Genomic DNA, 22,704 nt, shown 5'->3' with positions numbered 1-22,704 from the left:
GACACGATTTAGTATTGTTGGCGCATCGTAGTCCTCTTATATTTATCATCACGGATTACACGTGGAGCATAAACGCTTCTTTAGATATTTAATCTGGTGTGTGATAAGGGTAAATAATGCAAATGATTACCTCGCGACAAAACAGATTATTAAAATTCCTCCTGTCTCGGAAGGAATATGTCACGCTGCTGAAAATTGCCGAATATTTATCGGTTTCAGAGAAAACAGTCCAGCGCGATCTGCGATTGCTGGAACCATGGTTAGCGGAATGGAAAATAGCCATCGATAAACGTACTGGCGCAGGCGTAATATTAAGCGCCGATAATATTACTGATCTGTTGTATCTGGATCAGTTATTAGGGAGCGAGGGTGATGATACTGACGGCATGATGAATAATTCGCGGCGCGTCAAAATAGCATCGCAATTATTAAGCGAAACGCCGCATGAAACGTCGATCAGTAAATTATCTGAGCGTTATTTTATTAGTAGCGCATCGATTGTTAACGATCTGAAAGTGATTGAATCCTGGATAACGCCATTGGGGTTATCGCTTATCCGCAGTCAAAGCGGCACGCACATTGAAGGTAGTGAGAGCAGCGTGCGCCAGGCGATGGCATCGCTGATTAACGGTGTGATTAACCATAATGAACCCGGCAGCATGGTGTATTCGCGTCTTGATCCCGGCAGCTATAAAGCGTTAGTGCATTACTTCGGCGAGGAAGACGTTTTATTTGTCCAGACGCTGCTGCAGGAAATGGAGAACGACCTGTGTTGGTCATTGGGGGAGCCTTATTACGTCAATATCTTCACCCATATTTTGATCATGATGTACCGCATCACGCGCGGAAATGCGCTGCCGAGAAAAGATGAAAACATCACCTCATGCGACGAGAATATTTTTTCTATTGCCAGTCGTATGATTCAGCATATCGAAAAACGCATCGCTCACCCACTGCCGGAAGACGAAGTCTGGTTTATCTATCAATACATTATCTCGTCCGGCGTGGTGATTGAAGAACATAATGATGTGAGCGTAATTGGTCATATGCACTCCAGCGACGAAGCGCGCTTGATTACCCATCGACTGATTGCCATCTTCGCCGAGATGGTCGACAGCGATCTCAGCCAGGATACTGCGCTGTATGACGGATTGCTAATCCATATTAAGCCGCTGATTAACCGCCTGAACTACCAGATCCGCATTCGTAATCCGCTGCTGGAGGATATTAAAGGCGAGTTGCAGGACGTCTGGCGTCTGACCCAATGTGCAGTGAATAGGGTATTTAGCGGTTGGGGAGAGCGGGCCGTTTCGGAAGATGAAGTGGGATACTTAACCGTCCATTTTCAGGCCGCAATGGAGCGCCAGATAGCGCGTAAGCGGGTGTTGTTAGTCTGCTCAACCGGGATTGGCACCTCGCATTTACTTAAAAGCCGCATTCTGCGCGCCTTTCCGGACTGGACGATTGTCGGCGTGGTGTCAGCTGGCAGTTTGCCCTCCGTACTGACGGACGATATTGAGCTGGTGGTATCGACCATTAATTTGCCCGCCATTGCTATGCCGGTCGTGTATGTCACCGCCTTTTTCAATGATGCGGATATTAAGCGGGTAACGGAAACGGTTATTACGGAAAAATTACATCGGGCGACGTCGCTGGTCGTTGAAAATTAATGTCTGAACTCCATGAGGTATGATTGATGGACATCACGAAAATTCTCAATACAAATCGCGTTATTTTGGATATGAAGGCTACGAACAAAACGGAGGCTATTGAGGAACTTACTGATATTCTGCAAAAGGATGGGGCAATTAGCTGCCGGGAAACATTTATCCAGGATGTCTGGCAGCGCGAGTCCGAAGGCTCGACCGGATTCGAAAATCATATTGCGATCCCCCACGGGAAATCCTCGGCGGTAGTTAATACCACCCTGGCAATTGGTCGTACCCGCCAGGATATTCCCTGGGAAACCCTGGACGGCAGCAATGTGCGCTGCATCATTCTGTTTGCCGTACGTCTTGAAGATCAAAACACGACCCATATTCGTCTGCTCTCGCAGGTTGCCGGCGCGCTAGCGGATGATGACATTATTGAACAACTCTTAGTTGAAAGTAGTCCACAAAAAATTATTGAGCTGTTTAGTCAATATGCTGAATCCAATGTCTGCTAAATAAAATGTGGAGCATGTTATGAATATTGTTTGTGTTGCCGCCTGTACGGCGGGTATTGCGCACACCTATATTGCCCGCGAAAAATTAATTAAAGGCGCTAAAGCGCTTGGGCATAATATAAAAGTTGAAACCCAGGGCACCATCGGAACGGAAAACGAACTGCTGGCAGATGATATTTCTGCCGCGGATGTCGTGATTCTTGCCGTCGATGTCAAAATAAAAGGGGAGGAACGATTCTCAAATAAACGTATTGTGCGAGTAAAAACCGAAATCGTCATAAAATCGCCCATTCAGTTTCTTGAAAAGGTCGAAAAATCATTAGTTAATACTAACCAGTAGCGATCCTCATTCTGGAGGGATTTCACATGAGTGAAAATAAAATTCCGCTATCTCAGGAAATAAAAAAACATTTATTAACGGGGATTTCGTGGATGATCCCGTTAATTGTAGCCGCCGGGATCTGTATTGCTCTCGGGCAAATACTTGGTGGCACTAACGTAGGCGAAAAAACAGGAACTATACCCTGGATGCTCAACCAGATTGGCGGCTGGGGGATGGGGTTAATCGTGCCGCTGATTAGCGCGGCGATTGCGTACTCCATTGCCGATCGCCCCGGATTCGCGCCGGGTCTGATTGTCGGCTTTGTCTGCGGCGAAATTCATACCGGTTTTATTGGTGGGATGCTGGGCGGCTTTCTGGTTGGCTATACCGTCCTGCTGCTTAAACGCTATATCCGTTTACCGCAGTCGATGCAGGGTCTGATGCCCATCATGGTGCTGCCCGTATTGAGCACCGTCATCGGCGGGTTGCTGATGATGACGCTGATTGGCAAGCCGATAGCCTGGCTGCAGGACGCGCTAATTCATCTGCTGGAGTCCATGCAAGGCGGGTCACGCTTCCTGATGGGCGCCATTCTCGGCGCAATGGCGACGTTCGACTTCGGGGGGCCGGTGAATAAAACCATGTCGCTGTTCGCTGACGGCATGTTGGTCAGCGGCGTGTATGGCCCCGAAGCGGTGAAGTTTGTCGGTTCGATAATCCCTCCGTTCGGTATTACGCTCTCCTTCCTGCTCACGCGCCACAAGTATACCCGTGCGGAACGTGAGGCGCTGAAAGCGGCATTCCCGATGGGGATCTGCATGATAACCGAAGGCGTTATTCCGATTGCGGCGCGTGATCTGCTGCGCGTAGTGGGCTCCTGTGTGGTGGCCTCGGCGATAGCGGGTGGCCTGATTATGGTATGGGGTGTCGAAAGCCCGGTACCGCACGGCGGCATGTTTGTGGTTCCACTCTTTACGCATCCACTGCTGTTTTGCCTGGCGCTGGGGATCGGGACAGTGATTTGCGGCGTTATGCTCTCGCTGTGGAAGAAACCGGTAACCGAGCGTGACGAAGAGTTTGATGAGCTCAGCGATCAAAAGCTGAAAGACGAAGAGATCACCTTCACCCTGGAATAACCGGAGGTCGTATGTTTGCCGATATGAAAAGCATGGTGACGAAAGCCTGGCGCGGGCAGTATGCGCTGTTGGCTATCAACTGTATGAACCTGGAAAGCGCCCGTGCGGCGGTGCGGGTAGCAGAGAAACACCGTGCGCCCATCATTCTGAATCTGTATCAGGGGCACCTGGACCATTTTCCGGCACCGATAGCGGCGGCGGTGGTTAAAACGCTGGCAGAGGAAGCTTCGGTACCGATCGCGCTGGCGTTAGATCATGGAAAGGATCCTGTACGCATCCGCCAGGCTTTTCGCGCCGGATTCAGTGGGTTAATGATCGACGCCTCCGCCTTTGCCCTGGAAGAAAACATTCGCCAGACCCGGGCGGTGGTCGAGCTCGCAGCCAGCGTTTCTCTGTGCGTGGAAGGCGAGTTGGGCCACCTGGCTGACGCCCCGCGTTATGACCATGCCGCTAACGCTGATTTGATGACTCAGGCCGCTGATGTGGAGCCATTTATCCAACAGACCGGGATTGATTTACTGGCGGTGTCGGTCGGTACGGCGCACGGTATGTACGCGCCGGGCGTAACGCCAGCCATTGATTTCCAACGGCTGGAGGAAATCGCCCGTTTATCAACGGTGCCGCTGGCGCTGCATGGCGGTAGCGGGACGCCGTTTGACCAGCTACAGCGCTGCCCGACGTTCGGCGTTGCCAAGATTAACGTTGGCGCGGCGGTTTTCGAAGCCGGAAAGGCCGCGCTATTGCATACCCTATGCCGCGACACATCCTGCGAACTTGTTGATGCCCTGGCTCTGATGGAGCAGGCCTGCGAGGAAGCCATTATTCCGTATCTACAGGCCAGCGGCGCTATCGACCAGGCCTGATTCATTTTCTGTAACGCCTTTTATGCCTCTGCGATGACGCACTGGCAGGGCTTTCTACACCCTGAAACTGGAGAATTAACATGTTAGTTTCGATGAAAGAATTACTGCAACCGACCCGTCAGCACGGTTTTGCCATCGGCGCATTCAACGTGGCGGATAGCTGCTTTGTACGTGCGGTGGTGGAAGAAGCAGAAGCGACCAACACCCCGGCGATTATCTCCATTCACCCCAGCGAACATGATTTCCTCGGCGATGCGTTCTTTAGCTATGTGCGAGATATCACCCTGCGTAGCCCGGTCCCGTTCACTTTGCATTTGGATCACGGCGCTTCGGTAGAGCATGTTCTGCGGGCGATTCAATGTGGATTTACCTCGGTGATGATTGATGGCTCGCTGCTGCCGTATGAAGAAAACGTGGCGTTAACCCGTGAAGTGGTCAAGCTGGCGCATGCGGTGGGCGTTTCGGTTGAAGGCGAGCTGGGAACGATTGGCCAGACCGGAACGTCCGTGGAAGGCGGTGTGTCGAAGGTTACTTACACCGATCCCGCTCAGGCGCAGGATTTTATCGCCCGTACCGGGGCCGATACGCTGGCAGTGGCGATTGGCACCGCGCACGGCATCTACCCGAAAGGGATGCAGCCAGAGCTGCAAATGAACATCCTGCGCGACATCGCCGGGCGGGTGGACATTCCACTGGTGCTGCATGGCGGTTCAGCGAACCCGGATGCGGAAATCGCTGAATCCGTCACGCTCGGCGTGGGCAAAATCAACATTTCCAGCGATATGAAATACGCCTATTTCCAGAAAGTCCGCGAAATCCTGGCAAAAGAGACCTGGTGGGACCCGAACGTCATCTACCCGGAAGCCATCAGCGCTGCGCGGGACGTGATTCGCCACAAAATGAAACTGTTTGGCTCAACTGGCAAAGCGTCACTTTACTAACGGCATGCAGGCGGGGAGACCCGCCTCTTTCGCAACAAGGAAAAGTGCAATGAAGCGTTCACACATTAATTATGTCATCGATAAAGCGCATGCCATCGCCGAGACTTTTCGGGTCTGTCTGCCAGATTTTGCGTATTTTACGGCCGACGTCTGGCGGCAACAGGATCAAACTCTGTGGCGTGAAGTGCGCGATCTTCAGCTGGGCTGGGACATTACTGACTTTGGGCGCGGAGATTTTGCGCAAACGGGGCTGACGTTACTGACGTTGCGCAATGGTCTGATGGGTTCAGCGGGTTACCCCAAACCGTATGCCGAAAAGATGCTGCAAATTCAGCAGGATCAACAAACACCGTGGCATTTTCATCGCCATAAGATGGAAGATATCGTTAACCGCGGCGGCGGTGATTTGTGTATGCAGCTGGCGTGGTCCACGCCCGATGACGAATATGATACCCGGCGCATTGTTGAGATTAGCGTCGATGGCCAGCGGCGTACCGTTAAATCCGGTGATACGTTGGTGCTAAAACCGGGGCAGGGCGTGTGTCTGCCGCCGCGGTTGTATCATCGTTTCTGGGCTGAGAAAGCTTTTGTGCTGGGCTGGGAAATCTCGATGGTCAATGACGACCAGCATGACAATCACTTCCTTGAACCGGGCGGTCGTTTCCCGACGATAGAAGAAGACGAGCCGGTGAAATGGTTATTATGCAGTGAATATATGCGTTTATGAGCGGTAGGCCCGGTAAGCGAAGCGCCACCGGACAATAATCACTGCGCAACGGGTGGGGCGATAACGTTACTACCTGATACCACACCCGCCTGCATGGTCTGCGTGACCTGCTGTTTCTCTGCATTCACCGCATGTAACTGGCCGTTGACTGTGGGCTTGAGCGACGTATCGGCCTGAATGTTGCCGCTGGCGGTGAGCTGAATGTTACCGTCACCGGAAAGCGGCAGTGCGGGCCAGCCCCACTGTTGCAGGATAGTCATTGGCACGCCGCGCCCGTTCAGGCTGACCTGTGCCTGACGCTGAGGCAGTTGCGAAATGCTGGCGGTGGCCTCCAGCAGCCCTTTTTCTGTATAGGCGCTTAGTTCGCTGATATTGATAGTACTGTTGTTCGCCGTTAGCGCCAGCGAAGGACGGCGCACGTCGGTGCGATTAAAGGTGGCAGCTGCAGCGTTGAGCGTGGCGTTACCGCTCCAGATCCCCCACTGATTATTCTGTACCAGTCCGAGGTTAGCGCCGTAACCGTCCAGTGCGGTGAGTTGCCACGGGAAGGCCGGGTCGATGTCGATCACCAGATTACGGCTGGCGCTGAATTTCTTCAGCGTCAGGCTGTTTAGCCAGACTGGCAGAGGCTTCATCCATAGCTGTTTCCAGTTTTCCGGTAGCGTATATTCCAGACCGGCAATTGCGGCATCGTCGAGAACCAGCGCTTTGTTGTTACGCATCCAGTTTCCGGATGTTCTGAGCATTCCCCCTTCCCAGCGGGTGGTGAACTGGCGCAGCGCAATGCCCTGCGGCGAGAACTCGGCGTTCAGAATCGGATCGAAGAAATGCAGTGAACCGTAGATAAACTCGCTGGCGTTCATCGACAGTTTTCCTTCCTGTGTTTGCCAGTCATCTTTGCTAAACGTCATGTTGCGCAAACTCAGATCAAGGTCCGTGACCGCCCAGTCAGGACCTTGCAGACGGGCATCCGTCACTTCCAGACGACCAATTTGCAAGGATGGAATAGTGGTTAGCGGCGCAAAAAAGTCGGCCAGCGATTTATCACTTTGCAGCCGGATATCGTTCAGGTGCAGATTCTCTACCACCCAGCTACCGTCGGTATTGCGCTGCGCCACGCTGGTTAATGCGCCCCGCGCGACGTCTGCGCCAATATTACTTAGCATCACCCGACCATGGTCAATGCTACCTTCAATCAATACGTTGGTGGTTGGGACATCGTTCAGCGTCAATGAGCTGGCGCTGAGCTGAATTTGTACTTTGCTCCCGAGAATTTTACCTGCCTCAGGGCTCCAGGGGATCACGCCGCCGTTCACGCGCTGGGCGCTCAGGTTCCACTCGCTGCCGGGGCTGTTGAGCGCCATATCCTGTAACTGCAGGCGATCGGCCTGGAACGGCAGCGGTGCGGTTTGCTGGGAAAGATTCAGCGTGCCGTTTTGCAAGAGGATAGTGTCTACGTGCCGCGGGTCGGTGATTTGGCGACTGCTCAGCCCAATATCGACCGTTTTAGCGACCAGGGTTGCGGGCTGACCATCGCGACCAAAGGTGACGTTTTCCAGCAGAATATGGGAAGGGGAAGAAAACCGGTGATCGATAGCATCAAATGCCAGATGATAGCTGCTGTTCTCTGAGACCCAGGCGCTGACGTGCTCTGCGCCCCAACGGGTTTGCAGTAGAAAATAAAGGCCGAGAATCGCCACTGCACAGGCGATCAGCACGTAAAGAAGCAGCTTTCCAATAAATTTCATGGTCTTCCATCCCGCGAAGTGCACATAGTCAAGTTATGCACGATTTAGAGGCAATGCTCAAGGCGGGAATGGTGAAAGAGCGTTACAGCGGCGTTGATTCAGAACCAACGCCGCATTTTGCTTATTGCTTCTCTGGTGGGAACACCAGATTCAGAACGATAGCGGTGATACCGCCTGCGGCAATGCCGGAAGAGAGTAGATTTTTCACCCAATCCGGGGCAAATTGCAGAATCAGCGGCTGCTGGGAGACACCCAGGCCGACGGCCAGCGACAGGGCGATAATCAGAATCGCGCGGCGGTTCAGCGGCTCGCGAGACACAATACGCACACCAGATGCGGCGATAGTACCGAACATTACCAGGGTTGCGCCGCCCAGTACCGGTTCAGGAATATGCTGTACAAAACCGCTGACTGCCGGGAACAGGCCCAGTGCGATCAGCATCAGCGCCACCACAAAACCGACGTAACGACTGGCTACGCCTGTTAACTGAATGACCCCATTGTTCTGTCCAAAACAAGAGTTCGGGAAGGTATTGAACACAGCGGAAACAAACGAGTTCAGACCGTTCGCCAGCACGCCACCTTTCAGGCGTTTCATGTACAGCGGACCAGAAACGGGCTGTTCGGAAACATCGGAGGTGGCCGTAATATCACCAATGGTTTCCAACGACGTAATCATAAAGACCAGCATCAGCGGCAGCAGTAAGCTCCAGTCGATGCCGAGGCCGTAGTACAACGGCGTTGGCACCATGATCAGGTCCTGGCTTACCGGTGCGGTATTTTGCGGCAGCATGTCCATAAACCAGGCCAGCAGGTAGCCTGCCGCCATCGCAATCACCAGGGACGCAACGCGCAGGTACGGGTTGCGTTGGCGGTTAAGCAGGATGATCAGCGCCAGCACGACGCCAGCCAGCAGTAAATTCTTCGGTGCGCCAAAGGTGTTATCACTCATTGCGGCATAACCACCGCCAATCGACGTCAGACCCACCTGAATCAGCGACAGGCCGATAATCATCACCACCACGCCTGAGACCAGCGGGGTAATAATCCGCCGCGCCAGATGCAGTACACGCGAGATTACCATTTCAGTACAGCTCGCCAACATCAGCGTACCGAACAGGGCCGCCATCATGGTTGGGACATCTGCGCCACCGGTTTTTAGCGCCGTGCCACCCATAATCAGCGGCGCAACAAAATTAAAGCTGGTGCCCTGAATAGATAACAGTCCGGAACCAACCGGCCCCCAGGCTTTGATCTGAATGATAGAAGCTACGCCGGAAGCGAACAGCGACATACTGATAATGTGTTGAGTATCCTGAGCCGGTAAACCGAGCGCCTGGCAAATTAACAGCGCCGGGGTGATCACCGCAACGAACATGGCCAGCAGGTGCTGACAGGCGGCAAACAGGGTCTGGGCTAACGGGGGGCGATCTTCAAGACGGTAAATCAGTTCACTGTTGTGAGTCTGCGCAACCGGTTGCGCATTTGTTGACTCTACGGCGTTAACGGACATCAGAGGCAATCCCATGGTGGAAAAGCGGTGATTTTATCTGACCAGGGCGGAAAAGCAAACGTTTGCCAGCAGTTATTCTTAATATTTAAAACGGATAAACAAACTTTTTTATATAACTTTTCATCATTTTCTGCTTAAAATCCACCCCGAAAACTCAATAAGAGCTAAAAATCGGTCTGGAATGCATCGTGCGTGATTGTGCTAAACGCACTAATGGAGCTGTAAATGTTTTATCTCGATACGTTATCTACTCTGGTTGCGGCAACCCTTGTATTGCTGCTGGGACGTAAGCTCGTCCAGTCTGTCTCCTTCCTGAAAAAATACACCATTCCCGAACCTGTAGCCGGTGGATTGCTGGTGGCGATTGCGTTGCTGGTGCTGAAAAAAAGCATGGGCTGGGAAGTAAACTTCGATATGACCCTGCGCGATCCGCTGATGCTGGCGTTCTTCGCTACTATCGGCCTGAACGCCAATATCGCCAGCCTGCGCGCCGGTGGCCGCGTGGTGGGTATTTTTCTGATTGTCGTTGTGGGACTGCTGTTGATGCAGAACGCCATCGGTATCGGTATGGCGAGCCTGCTGGGCCTGGATCCGTTGATGGGCCTGATTGCAGGTTCGATAACGCTTTCTGGCGGACACGGAACCGGGGCTGCGTGGAGTAAGTTGTTTATTGAGCGCTACGGTTTTGCCAATGCGACTGAAGTCGCAATGGCTTGCGCAACGTTTGGTCTGGTGTTGGGGGGACTGATTGGTGGCCCGGTGGCACGCTATCTGGTTAAACACTCCACCACGCCTGACGGTATGCCGGACGATCAGGCTGTGCCGACCGCGTTTGAAAAGCCGGATGTGGGACGCATAATCACTTCGCTGGTGCTGATTGAAACTATCGCGCTGATCGCTATCTGTCTGACGGTGGGTAAAATCGTTGCGCAAATGCTGGTCGGAACGGTGCTCGAACTGCCGACTTTCGTCTGCGTGCTGTTTGTTGGTGTGATCCTCAGTAATGGCCTGGCGCTCATGGGCTTTTATCGAGTGTTTGAACGGGCGGTTTCAGTGCTGGGCAACGTGAGCCTGTCGCTGTTCCTGGCGATGGCGCTGATGAGCCTGAAACTGTGGGAGCTGGCATCTCTGGCGTTGCCGATGCTGGCGATACTGGTCGTGCAGACGATTTTTATGGCGTTGTACGCGGTATTTGTTACCTGGCGCATGATGGGCAAAAACTACGATGCCGCTGTACTGGCAGCCGGCCACTGCGGTTTTGGGCTTGGCGCAACGCCAACGGCGATTGCTAACATGCAGGCAATTACCGAACGCTTTGGGCCATCCCATATGGCGTTCCTGGTGGTGCCGATGGTGGGGGCGTTCTTTATCGATATCGTCAACGCGTTAGTGATTAAACTGTATCTGCTGCTGCCGATTTTTGCGCAATAACGGCTGTGCGGCGGAGTAACATCCGCCGCGATAAGTCGATTATGCGTTGGAGTAACGTTCGGTTTCCGGCATCCAGCGCTCTATCAGCGCGGCAGCCTGTTGCGGATAACGTTCGTGAATATGGCGGGCTATACGCTGAACTTCCGGAATAATAGCCTGATCGCGCAATAAATCCGCTACTTTGAATTCTGCCGTTCCGGTCTGGCGCGTACCTAACAGCTCGCCGGGTCCGCGGATCTCTAAATCTTTTTGTGCAATCACGAACCCGTCATTGCTGTCCCGCAGAACCTGCAGGCGTTTCTGCGCCGTTTTTGACAGCGGCGATTTGTAGAGCAGGACGCAGTGGGAAGCCACGGCGCCGCGGCCTACGCGGCCACGCAACTGGTGCAGCTGCGCCAGGCCTAATCGCTCCGGGTTTTCAATGATCATCAGGCTGGCGTTTGGCACGTCCACACCCACTTCAATCACCGTGGTGGCGACCAGCAGATGTAATTCACCCTGCTTAAAGGCGGCCATCACCGACTGCTTCTCGGCGGGCTTCATGCGCCCATGCACCAGACCAATATTCAACTCTGGTAAGGCAAGCTTAAGTTCTTCCCACGTGGCTTCTGCCGCCTGAGCTTCTAATAAATCAGACTCCTCGATTAACGTACAAACCCAGTACGCCTGACGCCCTTCGTGGGTACAGGCGTTGCGCACACGGTCAATGATGTCGCTACGGCGGGTGTCGGGGATAGCCACCGTGGTGACCGGCGTACGCCCTGGCGGCAGTTCGTCAATGACAGACGTGTCGAGATCGGCATAGGCGGTCATGGCCAGCGTACGCGGGATCGGGGTGGCGGTCATAATGAGCTGGTGTGGGTGGAAACCCTGCAGCTGGCCTTTCTCCCACAGCGCCAGACGCTGATGCACGCCAAAACGGTGCTGTTCGTCGATAATCACCAGCGCCAGCCCGTTGAACTGAACTTGTTCCTGGAAAATTGCGTGCGTGCCGACAATCATCTGTACCTGACCGCTGGCGATGGCTTCCTGCTGTGCCTGGCGTGCTTTACCTTTTTGCTTACCCGCCAGCCAACCCACTTCAACGCCCAAAGGTTCGAACCAGTTGCGGAAATTATTTGCGTGCTGTTCAGCCAGCAATTCAGTGGGGGCCATCAGCGCCACCTGCTTACCATGCGCAATCGCACGCAGGGCGGCAAGTGCTGCCACCAGCGTTTTACCGGAACCGACATCGCCCTGCACCAGGCGCATCATTGGGACATCCAGCGCCATATCGCGTTCAATTTCGGCAGTGACCCGAGCCTGTGCGCCGGTTGGCTTAAAGGGGAGCGCCGCCAGCAGTTGATCTTTCAGCCGATTGTCAGGACTCAGCGGTTGGGCGTGAAAACGTTGCGCTCCGGCGCGAAGCGCCAGCATGCTGAGATTGTGCGCCAGGAGTTCTTCCAGAATCAGGCGCCGCTGTGCCGGATGTTGCCCGGTTTCAAGATCGCTAAGCTGTAACGTCGGCGGCGGGCGGTGCAATGTGCGCAACGCTTCCGGCAGGCTCATCATGCCTTGCAATAACTCAGGAGGTAAAAGCTCGGCAATGGCGCAGGTATCGAGTAGATCCAGCGCCTGATCGGTCAGTTTGCGCAGCGTTGCCTGCTTAACGCCTTCCGTGGTCGGATACACCGGCGTGAGCGTTTCCTGCAGTTCCGGCGTGTTGAGATCGCCCTGTACGCGGTATTCCGGATGGATCATTTCTGCGCCGTACTTGCCACGTTTAGCCTCGCCATAGGCCAGTACCCGACGCCCGGTGGCGAGGCTGTTTTTCATTGCTGCGCTGAAGTTGAAGAAGCGCATAGTGAGAATGCCGGAGCCATCGCTTATCTGGCAGGTCATCATCCGGCGGCCACCGAAAGTGATATTGCAGTTCAGCACTTCGCCTTCAACGGTGGCATAGACGCCCGGCAGCAGTTCACCAATGGGGTACAGATGAGTACGGTCTTCGTAGCGCAGAGGGAGGTGGAGCAGGAGGTCCTGCACGGTGTGCAAGCCAATTTTCGCCAGTTTACTGCTTTGTGCTGCGCCAACGCCCGTCAGAGAGTTGAGCGGGATGGCATCCAGTAAACGGCCTTTCATCGCGTTTATTTCGCAGACTGCATAGTGGCCCACCACGTTGCATCGGCTTCAATTTCGCCCTGCGTGTTTACGTGAGGGTAGGGAAGTCCTTTGCGCTTAGCGACATTCGCCAGCACCGGATAACCGCCTTCAAACAGCAAGCGCTGCTGCTCATCTTCCGGCAACATGCTGTTTTCGCGTCGGTACATGCCAGCATTTTGTCGCTGGCGCTGTGCTTCGTACAGAATCAGCGCAGAGGCAACCGAAACGTTTAGCGATTGCACCATGCCAATCATCGGAATGATGATGTCCTGGTCCGCCAGAGCGAGTGCTTCCTGAGTGATACCGGTTTTTTCCTGGCCCATCAGGATGCAAGTCGGTCGCGTGTAATCAATCTCGCGGAAATCGACGGCTTTATCAGAGAGGTGGGTCGCCAGAACCTGCATGCCCTGGCTTTTTAACTGCGTGACCGCATCGCTAATGGTGGGGTGGGTCTTAACCTGCACCCAACTGTTACTGCCCGCGGCAGAAGAGGCCATGGTACGCATACGACTACCCGGCCAGACGGCGTGGACTTCATGTACGCCGACAGCGTCTGCGGTACGAATGATCGCAGAAACGTTATGAGGTTTATGGACCTGCTCCATGCAGACGGTCAGATCGGGCTGACGCCTGGCAAGCATTTCGCAAATGCGCTCATAGCGTTTTGAGTTCATATCTCTAGTTTCGGTTGCGGGTGACTTTAATCACATCCGGCATAACGCGGATTTTGCGCATAATATTCGCCAGATGCACGCGATCGCGAGCGGTCAGGCGAATAAAGGCGCTATAAACACGACCGTCTTTCTCTTCAGTATTCAGACTTTGAATATTGGAGGTCGTCGTGTTGATTGCCGCCGTCAGGTTCGCCAGAGCACCCTGGTGGTTAAACATATCCACCTTAATTTCGGTGATGAACTCCTGCTCTGTCTCTTTATCCCATTCCACCGCCATAAATTTCTCTGGCTCTTTCTGGTAGCCACGAATGTTACGGCAGGACTCATGGTGAATCACCAGACCTTTACCCGGACTGACGTGGGCAATGATCGGATCGCCAGGAATTGGACGACAGCATTTGGCAAAGGTGATCAGTACGCCGTCTGCGCCTTTGATCGGCAGATGACCATGACCAGATTGCGCAGGAACGTTCGCCGATGCTTCGCCCTGCTGAAGGTTTTTCGCAACCACCACGCTCATGGCGTTGCCCAGACCGATTTCCGCTAACAGATCGTCAAGCGTGGCGAGCTTCATACGCTCAAGCTCACGCTGGATACTTTCCTGCGGGATTTCAGCCAGTTTACGGCTACCACCCAGGGCATGGTTAAGCAGTCGACGCCCCAGACTGACGGAATCATCACGCTTAAGGTTTTTCAGCAGTTGGCGAATTTTTGCTCGCGCTTTCGAGCTGACGACGAAGTTGAGCCATGCCGCATTCGGCCGGGCGCCTGGTGTAGTAATGATTTCAACGGTCTGACCGCTAAACAGCGGTTGGGAAAGTGGATAAGGCTGTCTGTCGACACGTGCGCCAACGCAGGCATGACCGATATCGGTATGTACGGCGTAGGCGAAGTCGACAGGCGTCGCACCGGCAGGCAACTCGACAATGCGCCCTTCCGGTGTGAAAACATAAATCTCATCCGGGAAGAGATCAGATTTAACGCTTTCAATAAATTCAAACGAGCTACCGGCGCTTTGCTGCAGTTCCAGCAGGCTTTGCATCCAGCGTTGGGCGCGGATTTGTGCCGTGGTGCTGGTTTCGCCATGCTCTTTGTACGCCCAGTGTGCCGCGACCCCCATCTCCGCCATCTGGTCCATGTCTTCGGTACGAATTTGTACTTCAACAGGCACGCCGTGCGGGCCGATCATTGAGGTATGCAAAGACTGGTATCCGTTCGCTTTGGGAATGGCGATATAGTCTTTCACGCGGCCTGGACGCGGTTTGTACAGGCTGTGCATCTGACCGAGTACGCGATAGCAGGTATCGGAGTCATGAACGATGACGCGGAAAGCGTAAATGTCCATGATCGAGTGAAAACGCTGCTCTTTGAGTACCATTTTGCAGTAGATCGAGTACAGGTGTTTCTCGCGACCGCTTACGCGACACGGAATGCCTGCTTCCTGCAAACGCCCCTCGATCTCCGAGAGGATTTTTTGAATCATCTCTTTGCGGTTGCCGCGGGCGGCTTTTACCACTTCTTTAATCACGCGATAGCGGTTCGGGTACAGCGCTTCAAAACCCAGTTCTTCCAGCTCGGTTTTAATGTGATGAATACCTAAACGATGTGCCAGCGGACTGTAGATTTCGAGGGTTTCACGGGCGATGCGGCGGCGCTTATCGGGGCGTAATGAGCCCAGCGTGCGCATATTGTGGGTACGGTCGGCAAGTTTGATGAGAATGACGCGGATATCCTGCACCATCGCCATAATCATCTTGCGAAAGTTTTCAGCTTGCGCCTCTTTCTTATCGCGAAACTTAAGCTTATCAAGCTTAGATACCCCTTCTACCAGCTCTGCAACGCTTTTACCAAAAAGCTGTTCCATGTCCTGGTAGGTGGCTGGGGTATCTTCAATCACGTCATGTAGCAGCGCAGCCATCAGCGTTTCGTAGTCGAGTTTCATCTCGGCCAGAATGCAGGCTACCGCTACGGGGTGCGTGATATAAGGTTCACCGCTTGAACGTGTCTGGCCCTCGTGAGCGTCACGTGCAACGAGATACGCCTGCCGAAGACGCTTAATCTGGTCTTCCGGCAGGTAGTTTTGAATCAGCTGATTCAGGCTTTCAAACAGATACAAGGGCGACCCGCTTTGTGATTAACGACGACCTTCAGCAATAGCGGTAACGGCTTGTAATTCAGCGGCTTCCTGCTCTTGCTGTTCCTGGCGCTCACGCACGTCGAGGATCTGGTTGTTGATCAGACCCTCTTCGATTTCGCGCAGCGCGATAACGGTAGTTTTATCGTTTTCTTCCGGTACGAGCGGATCCTTTCCGCCTACCTGCATCTGACGAGCGCGACGCGCGGCGACCAGTACCAGGTCAAAACGGTTACCAATTTTCTCTACAGCGTCCTGAACAGTTACGCGTGCCATACTTAAAATGCTCCACAGGTGAAGAAATGACTGGGCATGATACTGAATGTGGGTTCAGTCTGCCAACAGTTTGCTGATTAAAGCGTCATGACGCTGCTTTTGGCGGCTCATGCGCAGACGTTCGGCGCGAATGATGGTTTTCAAATCGCCCAGGGCGGTATCGAAATCATCGTTCACAATAAGATAATCATATTCGGCGTAATGGCTCATTTCTGCAACAGCTTGCGCCATACGTTTTGCGATCACGTCTTCGCTATCCTGACCTCGACCACGAAGACGGCGGTCCAGCTCAATCTTAGATGGCGGCAAAATAAAAATACTGCGCGCATGCGGCATTTTTTGACGAATTTGCTGCGCACCTTGCCAATCGATATCTAAAAAGACGTCTACGCCGGATGCTAATACTTGCTCAATGGTCTCACGCGAGGTGCCGTAGTAATTACCGAAAACCTCTGCGTGTTCCAGGAACGCGTCTCTGCCAATCATGGCTCTGAATTCGTCATGGTTCACAAAGAAATAGTGTTCACCGTGCACTTCCCCCGGGCGCGGTGCGCGCGTGGTGTGCGAAACAGAAACCTGGGTGTCATACAACGGTTGGGTCTTTAATAAAGCCTGAATCAGGCTGGATTTACCCGCGCCACTGGGGGCAGAAACAATATAAAGCGTGCCTTGAGCCATGAGTATCTTAATGTATGTGATTGTCGAAAGAGAGCCTACATACGGGCTTATTATACACGTAGCCGCTATGTGACGTAGCCTTTGTCACACTTTTTGCGCATGTTTATTGCGTTTTGCGTACCCGTTTCCCGTTTTACCGGCAATTTGCAGCAATACGTCAAAATGTCAGGAAGGCTGCTCGCAGGATGAATTTTTGTCGCTCTGTTTCGGTTGCACTCCGCGCTATACCTGCCGGGAAGCACATTGGTTAACGGAGGCAATATGGGGCGATGGAAATGCCTTGGCATAGTTTTACTGGTCTGGAATTTGCCGGTCTGGGCGGTATGCCCGGTCTGGTCTCCAGCCCGGGCAGGCGAGGAAATTTCACGATTACAGCAGCAGATAACACGGTGGAATGACAGTTACTGGAAACAGGGTGTCAGCGCCGTTGATGACGGCGTTTATGACCAGCTCAGTGCGCAACTCATCCAATGGCAGCGCTGTTTTGGCGATGATGCTCCACCAGATCTGTCTGCGCCTCCAATAAGTGGCACAGTCCCGCATCCAGTGCCTCACACGGGGGTCCGTAAGCTGGCAGATAAGCAAGCGTTACAGCAATGGATGCGTGTGCGCAGCGATCTCTGGGTACAACCAAAGGTCGACGGCGTGGCGCTAACGCTGGTCTATCGCAATGGCAATCTGGTAAGAGCGATTAGCCGAGGTAATGGCCTGAAAGGTGAAGACTGGACGCAAAAGATTCTTCAGATCCCTTCCGTACCACACACAACCAAAGGTCTGCTGGCGAACAGTACGTTGCAGGGCGAGATTTTTTTACAGCAGGAAGGGCATATCCAGCAACAGAGCGGGGGAATGAACGCACGTTCAAAGGTCGCTGGAATGATGATGCGCCAGAGCAACCCGGAATTGTTACGCTCATTGGCTATTTTTATCTGGGCCTGGCCTGATGGTCCGGCGGTCATGTCGGAAAGGCTGGAACAACTCACTTCTGCCGGGTTCAGTTTCACGCAACGCTATACCCAGCCCGTGAAAAATGCGGACGATGTCGAGCATGCCCGTGCCCGATGGTGGACTTCGGCACTCCCTTTTGTGACGGATGGCGTCGTGGTGCGATCGGGGAAAGAACCGCAAGCGCGATACTGGTTACCCGGGCAGGGAGACTGGCTGGCGGCGTGGAAATATCCGCCCGTGGCTCAGGTATCCGAGGTCACAGATATTCAGTTTTCAGTCGGTAAAAGTGGGAAAATTGCCGTAGTCGCGCTGCTGGCACCCGTCATGCTGGATGATAAGCGCGTGCAACGCGTGAATATTGGCTCTGTACGTCGCTGGAATGAATGGGATATCGCGCCTGGAGATCGGATCCTGATAAGCCTTGCCGGACAGGGGATCCCTCGTATCGACGAAGTGGTCTGGCGCAGCACTCAACGCACTAAGCCAGCGCCGCCTGAGGGGCGCTTCAATTCAATGACCTGCTTTTATGCCACGCCGGCGTGTTATGAGCAGTTTATTGCCAGACTGGTTTGGCTGGGCGCGAAAGAAGTGCTGGAATTAGAAGGTATTGGTGAAGCAGGATGGCGTGACCTTCATCAGGCGTATCACTTTGAACATATCTTTTCCTGGCTCGGATTAACTCAGGAGCAGCTCCAGTCCACATTAGGCGTAAGCAAAGGGGAGAAGATGTGGCATCAGTTCAACCTGTCGCGCCATCTTCCATTCACACGTTGGGTTATTGCCATGGGAATACCGTTAACACAGGCAACCCTGAATGCCAGTCGGGATGCTTCGTGGCAACAATTGCAGGACCGTGATGAGCAAAGCTGGCGGCAGCTCCCTTTAATGGGGGAACGCCGGGCACGACAGATCATTCAGTGGCTGGAGACCAGGGAGGTCATAGCGCTGAGCAACTGGCTGGCTGCTCAGCGTATTACGGGCTTTATGCCTAATGGCCTTCATGCCGATAATAAAATACTGGCAGGCCCAACTTCAGGCGCAGCGCCAGTAACCGGGCGGTAAAGCCGAAGAGTAGGGTAGAGATAACCACCACATCGTGGCTGGAGACGTAATGTTGCAGCACGATGTAAAGCACGGCAGCGGCAAAAGAAACTCCAGCATACAGTTCTTTCTGGAACACTAATGGAATGCGTTTGCAGAACATGTCGCGTAACACGCCACCGAAGACGCCGGTAGTGACCGCAGCGACCACGGCGATAATCGGCCCGTGGCCCATATCCAGTGCCACCTGTGCGCCAATAATAGAAAAGACCACCAGGCCCAGCGCATCCAGTACAAGGAATATTTTACGCAGGTAGGGCATGACAGGAGCAATAATGGTGGTGAGTACCGCAGCGGCCGCCACGATAATGACGTATTCAGGATGCTTTACCCAGCCAAGCGGATAGTGGCCGAGAAGAATGTCGCGTACCGAACCACCGCCGATGGCGGTCGCAGTGGCAATAATAATAACGCCAAATGTATCCATACGGCGACGCCCCGCCGCAAGCGCGCCTGTCATGGCTTCGGCAGTAATACCAATTAAATATAAAACGTGTAACAGCATGTATTCCCCCTGATGTGCTGGGGGCTAAGGTTATCGATTTGTGCGCATTGTCACGATTGAGATTTTCTAAGGTGAAACGATTTTAATAACTACAGCTAATGTGAATATGTCAGAAATGCGTTATGGCATGCTGTTTAAAATGTGGTGGATGATAATAAACGATGAGAAAATGTAATTCGAAGTAAAGGAGCGGAAGCGAAACGCCGGGAAAAATACGTAGTCCCGCCGTTTACTGGCGGGCTACGTTGAGTAATGGCTTACTCGATGTTCTGAATCTGCTCGCGCATTTGCTCGATCAAAACTTTCAGTTCAATTGCGGAGTTAGTCACCTCAGCATTGATAGACTTGGATGCCAGGGTGTTCGACTCACGGTTGAATTCCTGCATCATGAAGTCCAGACGACGGCCAACCGCCTCTTTTTTCTTCAGAATGTTGTAGGTTTCTTTGACGTGAGCTTCCAGGCGATCCAGTTCTTCAGCCACATCGATACGCTGTGCCATCAGCACCAGCTCTTGCTCAAGACGGTTATTTTCCAGTTGCACCTGTGCGTCTTCCAGTTTGGCTACCAGACGCTCGCGCTGCCATTGCAGAATTTCCGGCATGTGCGCACGTACCTTCGTCACTTCAGCGCTGACGCCTTCCAGACGCTGCTCGATCAACGCTTTCAGCGCCTGACCTTCGGTTTCACGCGCAACGATAAAGTCATCCAGCGTACCGTCAAGCGCGGCGAGGATTTCGGCGGCGATGGCATCCAGGTCTTGCTCCTGCGCTGCCATTACCCCTGGCCAACGCAGGATATCAACCGGATTAATTTCACCTTCATCACTCTGCATTTTGACCCAGTTAGCAGCACTCACGAGCTGTTTAGCGAGCTTTTCATTCAGGATCAGCTCGCCTTGCGCGCTGGCATCCGGCTCAAAACGCAGTGTACATTCGATTTTACCGCGCGTCAGACGCGAGCGAATGCGTTCGCGAACCACGGGTTCGAGACTACGGAACTGTTCCGGCAGGCGAAAATAAGTTTCCAGATAACGCTGGTTTACCGAGCGCATTTCCCAGGTTGCGCTACCCCATTCACCCTTGATTTCACGCCGGGCGTAGGCGGTCATGCTGCGGATCATAGACGTTCCTGTTTTTAAAGATGAGATGGGAGGATTATAGCCATCCACGTCTTGTCAGGATAGGAATAACCGTCGGAAGTCCGTATAATGCGCAGCCACATTCGTTTCAAGCCGGAGATTTTATCATGCGTCCAGCAGGTCGTAGTGCCAATCAGGTGCGTCCCGTTACCCTGACCCGTAATTATACAAAACACGCTGAAGGCTCCGTGCTGGTCGAATTTGGTGATACCAAAGTGCTGTGTACCGCTTCTATTGATGAAGGCGTCCCACGTTTTTTGAAAGGTCAGGGCCAGGGCTGGATCACCGCAGAATATGGCATGCTGCCACGCGCCACGCACACCCGTAACGCCCGTGAAGCGGCGAAAGGTAAGCAGGGCGGCCGTACCATGGAAATCCAGCGCCTGATCGCTCGTGCGCTGCGCGCCGCCGTTGACCTGAAGACGCTCGGTGAATTCACTATTACGCTGGACTGTGATGTTATTCAGGCAGATGGCGGTACGCGTACTGCATCGATTACTGGCGCATGCGTTGCGTTGGCGGATGCGCTGAACAAGCTGGTGGCGAGTGGTAAGCTGAAAACTAACCCGATGAAAGGGATGGTTGCCGCGGTTTCCGTGGGGATTGTCAATGGTGAAGCGCTCTGTGATCTCGAGTACGTTGAGGATTCAGCGGCAGAAACTGACATGAACGTGGTGATGACTGAAGACGGTCGAATTATTGAAGTGCAGGGCACGGCGGAAGGTGAGCCGTTCAGCCATGAAGAACTTCTCACCCTACTGGCCTTGGCCCGAGGGGGAATCGAATCCATTGTAGCGACGCAGAAGGCGGCGTTAGAAAATTGATTTTAAAGGCGACTGAAGAGTCGCCTTTTTTTTGTCTGTAATAAAGTGAGATAAGGAGCGAATCCATGAAACCGTATCAGCGCCAGTTTATTGAGTTTGCGCTTAGCAAGCAGGTACTAAAGTTTGGCGAATTTACGCTGAAATCCGGGCGCAAAAGCCCCTATTTCTTCAACGCCGGGCTGTTTAATACCGGGCGCGATCTGGCACTGCTAGGCCGTTTTTATGCTGAAGCGCTGGTGGATTCCGGCATCGAGTTCGATCTGCTGTTTGGTCCTGCGTACAAAGGTATTCCGATTGCGACTACTACGGCTGTAGCACTTGCGGAACATCACGATAAAGATATGCCGTACTGCTTTAACCGTAAAGAGGCGAAGACCCATGGCGAAGGCGGTAATCTGGTAGGTAGCGCACTTGAGGGGCGTGTCATGCTGGTAGATGATGTTATCACCGCAGGTACGGCTATTCGTGAGTCGATGGAGATTATTCAGGCTAATGGCGCTACGCTTGCTGGGGTATTGATTTCTCTCGATCGTCAGGAGCGTGGTCGGGGCGAGATTTCGGCGATTCAGGAAGTAGAGCGTGATTATGGTTGCAAGGTGATTTCTATCATTACCCTGAAAGACCTGATTGCGTATCTGGAAGAGAAGCCTGAAATGGCAGAACACCTGGTAGCCGTGCGGGCGTATCGCGAAGCATACGGCGTATAAAAACGGTAGATGCCACTGCGCGTATCCGGCCTACGGGTTACGTAGGCCGGACAAAACGAAGCCGCTACTGCAATTGAGCAGCAACCAGCGGCCAGCGGGTGTCAAAATCATCCGTTGGACGATATTTAAATTCGCTACGTACAAACCGGGACAACATACCTTCGCAGAAAGCCAGTAACTGGCTGGCCAGCAGCGTTTCATCCACGGTGTAACCTTCACCTTCACGCATTCTTTTTTCGCGCAGAACCTGGCGCAGCTGGGCCTCAATACGTTCGAAAAGCTGGTTAATGCGGCCTTGCAGACGATCCTGTTCAAACATGAGCGCATGCCCGGTCAGAATGCGCGTCAGACCGGGGTTACGTTCACCGAAGCCTAAAATCAGCAGAACGATCAGACGCAGACGTGCGCTGGTGTCTTTTTCGTCTTTTAAGATCAGATTGATACGGGTAATCAGACTATCTTCGATAAACTCAATTAGACTATCGAACATGCGGGTCTTGCTGGGAAAATGGCGATACAAGGCCGCTTCGGAAACGCCTACAGAGGCTGCCAGTTTCGCTGTCGTGATGCGTTGGCTTCCATCGCTGGACTCAAGCATCAGTGCCAGAGACTGAAGTATTTCTTCGCGACGATTCCTTTTCGCAGTTTGCTTTTCTACCATGTTACAAAATACCCCTGAAAATAAGCTCTTGCCAGGCAGGCATCCACACAGCGACCGCAAACGGCTG

General features: G+C 53.3%; 20 protein-coding genes and 1 pseudogene. 11 read left to right on the top strand and 10 right to left on the bottom strand.

Annotated features, from left to right (window positions below):
- Positions 1-116 precede the first annotated feature (116 nt).
- The 7 genes from FDX11_RS02475 to FDX11_RS02445 all read left to right on the top strand — a co-directional run bounded on the left by FDX11_RS02475 (position 117) and on the right by FDX11_RS02445 (position 6,156).
- Positions 117-1,670, top strand: coding sequence for a transcription antiterminator (locus FDX11_RS02475; RefSeq protein ID WP_061380890.1), 1,554 nt, complete (start codon positions 117-119; stop codon positions 1,668-1,670).
- 26 nt (positions 1,671-1,696) lie between these two features.
- Positions 1,697-2,167 carry a PTS sugar transporter subunit IIA gene (locus tag FDX11_RS02470; RefSeq protein WP_003024008.1) on the top strand — a complete coding sequence of 157 codons (471 nt, stop codon included), beginning with the start codon at positions 1,697-1,699 and terminating at the stop codon, positions 2,165-2,167.
- A gap of 19 nt (positions 2,168-2,186) precedes the next feature.
- The gene (locus FDX11_RS02465; protein WP_042311542.1) at positions 2,187-2,507 is read left to right on the top strand and encodes a PTS fructose transporter subunit IIB; all 321 of its coding nucleotides are present in this window, start codon (positions 2,187-2,189) and stop codon (positions 2,505-2,507) included.
- Positions 2,508-2,533: 26 nt separating this feature from the next.
- Positions 2,534-3,625, top strand: a complete 1,092-nt coding sequence (locus FDX11_RS02460; RefSeq protein WP_042311543.1) for a PTS fructose transporter subunit IIC — start codon at positions 2,534-2,536, stop codon at positions 3,623-3,625.
- Positions 3,626-3,636: 11 nt separating this feature from the next.
- Positions 3,637-4,488 (top strand): class II fructose-bisphosphate aldolase, encoded by an 852-nt coding sequence (locus tag FDX11_RS02455; RefSeq protein WP_137397423.1) that lies wholly within the window; start codon positions 3,637-3,639, stop codon positions 4,486-4,488.
- Between the two features lie 80 nt (positions 4,489-4,568).
- Positions 4,569-5,429, top strand: a complete 861-nt coding sequence (locus FDX11_RS02450; protein ID WP_006687642.1) for a ketose-bisphosphate aldolase — start codon at positions 4,569-4,571, stop codon at positions 5,427-5,429.
- A gap of 49 nt (positions 5,430-5,478) precedes the next feature.
- Positions 5,479-6,156, top strand: a complete 678-nt coding sequence (locus FDX11_RS02445; RefSeq protein WP_137397422.1) for a D-lyxose/D-mannose family sugar isomerase — start codon at positions 5,479-5,481, stop codon at positions 6,154-6,156.
- A 38-nt stretch (positions 6,157-6,194) separates the two neighbouring features.
- On the opposite strand, the gene FDX11_RS02440 is transcribed toward FDX11_RS02445, so the two are convergent.
- Both FDX11_RS02440 and xanP read right to left on the bottom strand, forming a co-directional pair.
- Positions 6,195-7,904, bottom strand: a complete 1,710-nt coding sequence (locus FDX11_RS02440; protein WP_137397421.1) for an AsmA family protein — start codon at positions 7,902-7,904, stop codon at positions 6,195-6,197.
- Between the two features lie 121 nt (positions 7,905-8,025).
- On the bottom strand, positions 8,026-9,417 hold the full coding sequence (gene xanP / locus FDX11_RS02435; protein ID WP_038635433.1) for a xanthine/proton symporter XanP: 1,392 nt from the start codon (positions 9,415-9,417) through the stop codon (positions 8,026-8,028).
- A 225-nt stretch (positions 9,418-9,642) separates the two neighbouring features.
- Here xanP and gltS point away from each other — a divergent pair, with 225 nt between their 5' ends.
- Positions 9,643-10,848, top strand: coding sequence for a sodium/glutamate symporter (gene gltS / locus FDX11_RS02430; protein ID WP_042311549.1), 1,206 nt, complete (start codon positions 9,643-9,645; stop codon positions 10,846-10,848).
- A 39-nt stretch (positions 10,849-10,887) separates the two neighbouring features.
- Here gltS and recG read toward each other — a convergent pair whose 3' ends face one another.
- Genes recG through gmk form a run of 5 tightly spaced genes read right to left on the bottom strand, consistent with a single transcriptional unit; the run spans position 10,888 to position 16,752 of the window.
- The gene (gene recG / locus FDX11_RS02425; RefSeq protein ID WP_079225807.1) at positions 10,888-12,969 is read right to left on the bottom strand and encodes an ATP-dependent DNA helicase RecG; all 2,082 of its coding nucleotides are present in this window, start codon (positions 12,967-12,969) and stop codon (positions 10,888-10,890) included.
- A gap of 5 nt (positions 12,970-12,974) precedes the next feature.
- The gene (trmH, locus tag FDX11_RS02420) at positions 12,975-13,664 is read right to left on the bottom strand and encodes a tRNA (guanosine(18)-2'-O)-methyltransferase TrmH (RefSeq protein WP_042311553.1); all 690 of its coding nucleotides are present in this window, start codon (positions 13,662-13,664) and stop codon (positions 12,975-12,977) included.
- A 4-nt stretch (positions 13,665-13,668) separates the two neighbouring features.
- Positions 13,669-15,780 (bottom strand): bifunctional GTP diphosphokinase/guanosine-3',5'-bis pyrophosphate 3'-pyrophosphohydrolase, encoded by a 2,112-nt coding sequence (gene spoT, locus FDX11_RS02415; RefSeq protein WP_137397420.1) that lies wholly within the window; start codon positions 15,778-15,780, stop codon positions 13,669-13,671.
- 18 nt (positions 15,781-15,798) lie between these two features.
- Entirely contained in the window at positions 15,799-16,074 is a 276-nt protein-coding gene (gene rpoZ / locus FDX11_RS02410) for a DNA-directed RNA polymerase subunit omega (RefSeq protein ID WP_000135058.1), read from the bottom strand.
- A gap of 54 nt (positions 16,075-16,128) precedes the next feature.
- Positions 16,129-16,752, bottom strand: coding sequence for a guanylate kinase (gene gmk / locus FDX11_RS02405; RefSeq protein WP_042311556.1), 624 nt, complete (start codon positions 16,750-16,752; stop codon positions 16,129-16,131).
- Between the two features lie 261 nt (positions 16,753-17,013).
- On the opposite strand from gmk, the pseudogene ligB reads away from it, so the two are divergent.
- A pseudogene (ligB, locus tag FDX11_RS02400) lies at positions 17,014-18,690 on the top strand (NAD-dependent DNA ligase LigB); the annotation flags it as partial.
- Here ligB and FDX11_RS02395 read toward each other — a convergent pair.
- Together FDX11_RS02395 and FDX11_RS02390 are read right to left on the bottom strand one after the other, a co-directional pair.
- Positions 18,689-19,306: a trimeric intracellular cation channel family protein gene (locus FDX11_RS02395; RefSeq protein WP_038635410.1), complete on the bottom strand. Its 618-nt coding sequence runs from the start codon at positions 19,304-19,306 to the stop codon at positions 18,689-18,691. The pseudogene ligB and the gene FDX11_RS02395 overlap by 2 nt on opposite strands.
- Positions 19,307-19,563: 257 nt before the next feature.
- Positions 19,564-20,427, bottom strand: coding sequence for a YicC/YloC family endoribonuclease (locus tag FDX11_RS02390; protein ID WP_042311560.1), 864 nt, complete (start codon positions 20,425-20,427; stop codon positions 19,564-19,566).
- Positions 20,428-20,552: 125 nt separating this feature from the next.
- Here FDX11_RS02390 and rph point away from each other — a divergent pair, with 125 nt between their 5' ends.
- A complete protein-coding gene (gene rph / locus FDX11_RS02385; protein WP_003024054.1) occupies positions 20,553-21,269 on the top strand; it encodes a ribonuclease PH in 717 nt (238 codons plus the stop codon).
- Positions 21,270-21,334: 65 nt separating this feature from the next.
- On the top strand, positions 21,335-21,976 hold the full coding sequence (gene pyrE, locus FDX11_RS02380; RefSeq protein WP_020996052.1) for an orotate phosphoribosyltransferase: 642 nt from the start codon (positions 21,335-21,337) through the stop codon (positions 21,974-21,976).
- A gap of 64 nt (positions 21,977-22,040) precedes the next feature.
- On the opposite strand, the gene slmA is transcribed toward pyrE, so the two are convergent.
- A complete protein-coding gene (gene slmA, locus FDX11_RS02375; RefSeq protein ID WP_003024060.1) occupies positions 22,041-22,637 on the bottom strand; it encodes a nucleoid occlusion factor SlmA in 597 nt (198 codons plus the stop codon).
- Between the last annotated feature and the right edge of the window lie 67 nt (positions 22,638-22,704).

The organism is Citrobacter sp. wls714 (genome assembly GCF_005281025.1).
Lineage (GTDB): Bacteria > Pseudomonadota > Gammaproteobacteria > Enterobacterales > Enterobacteriaceae > Citrobacter > Citrobacter werkmanii.
Note: the sequence above shows the minus strand (reverse complement) of the source record. Positions and strands in the feature narration are given on the sequence as shown.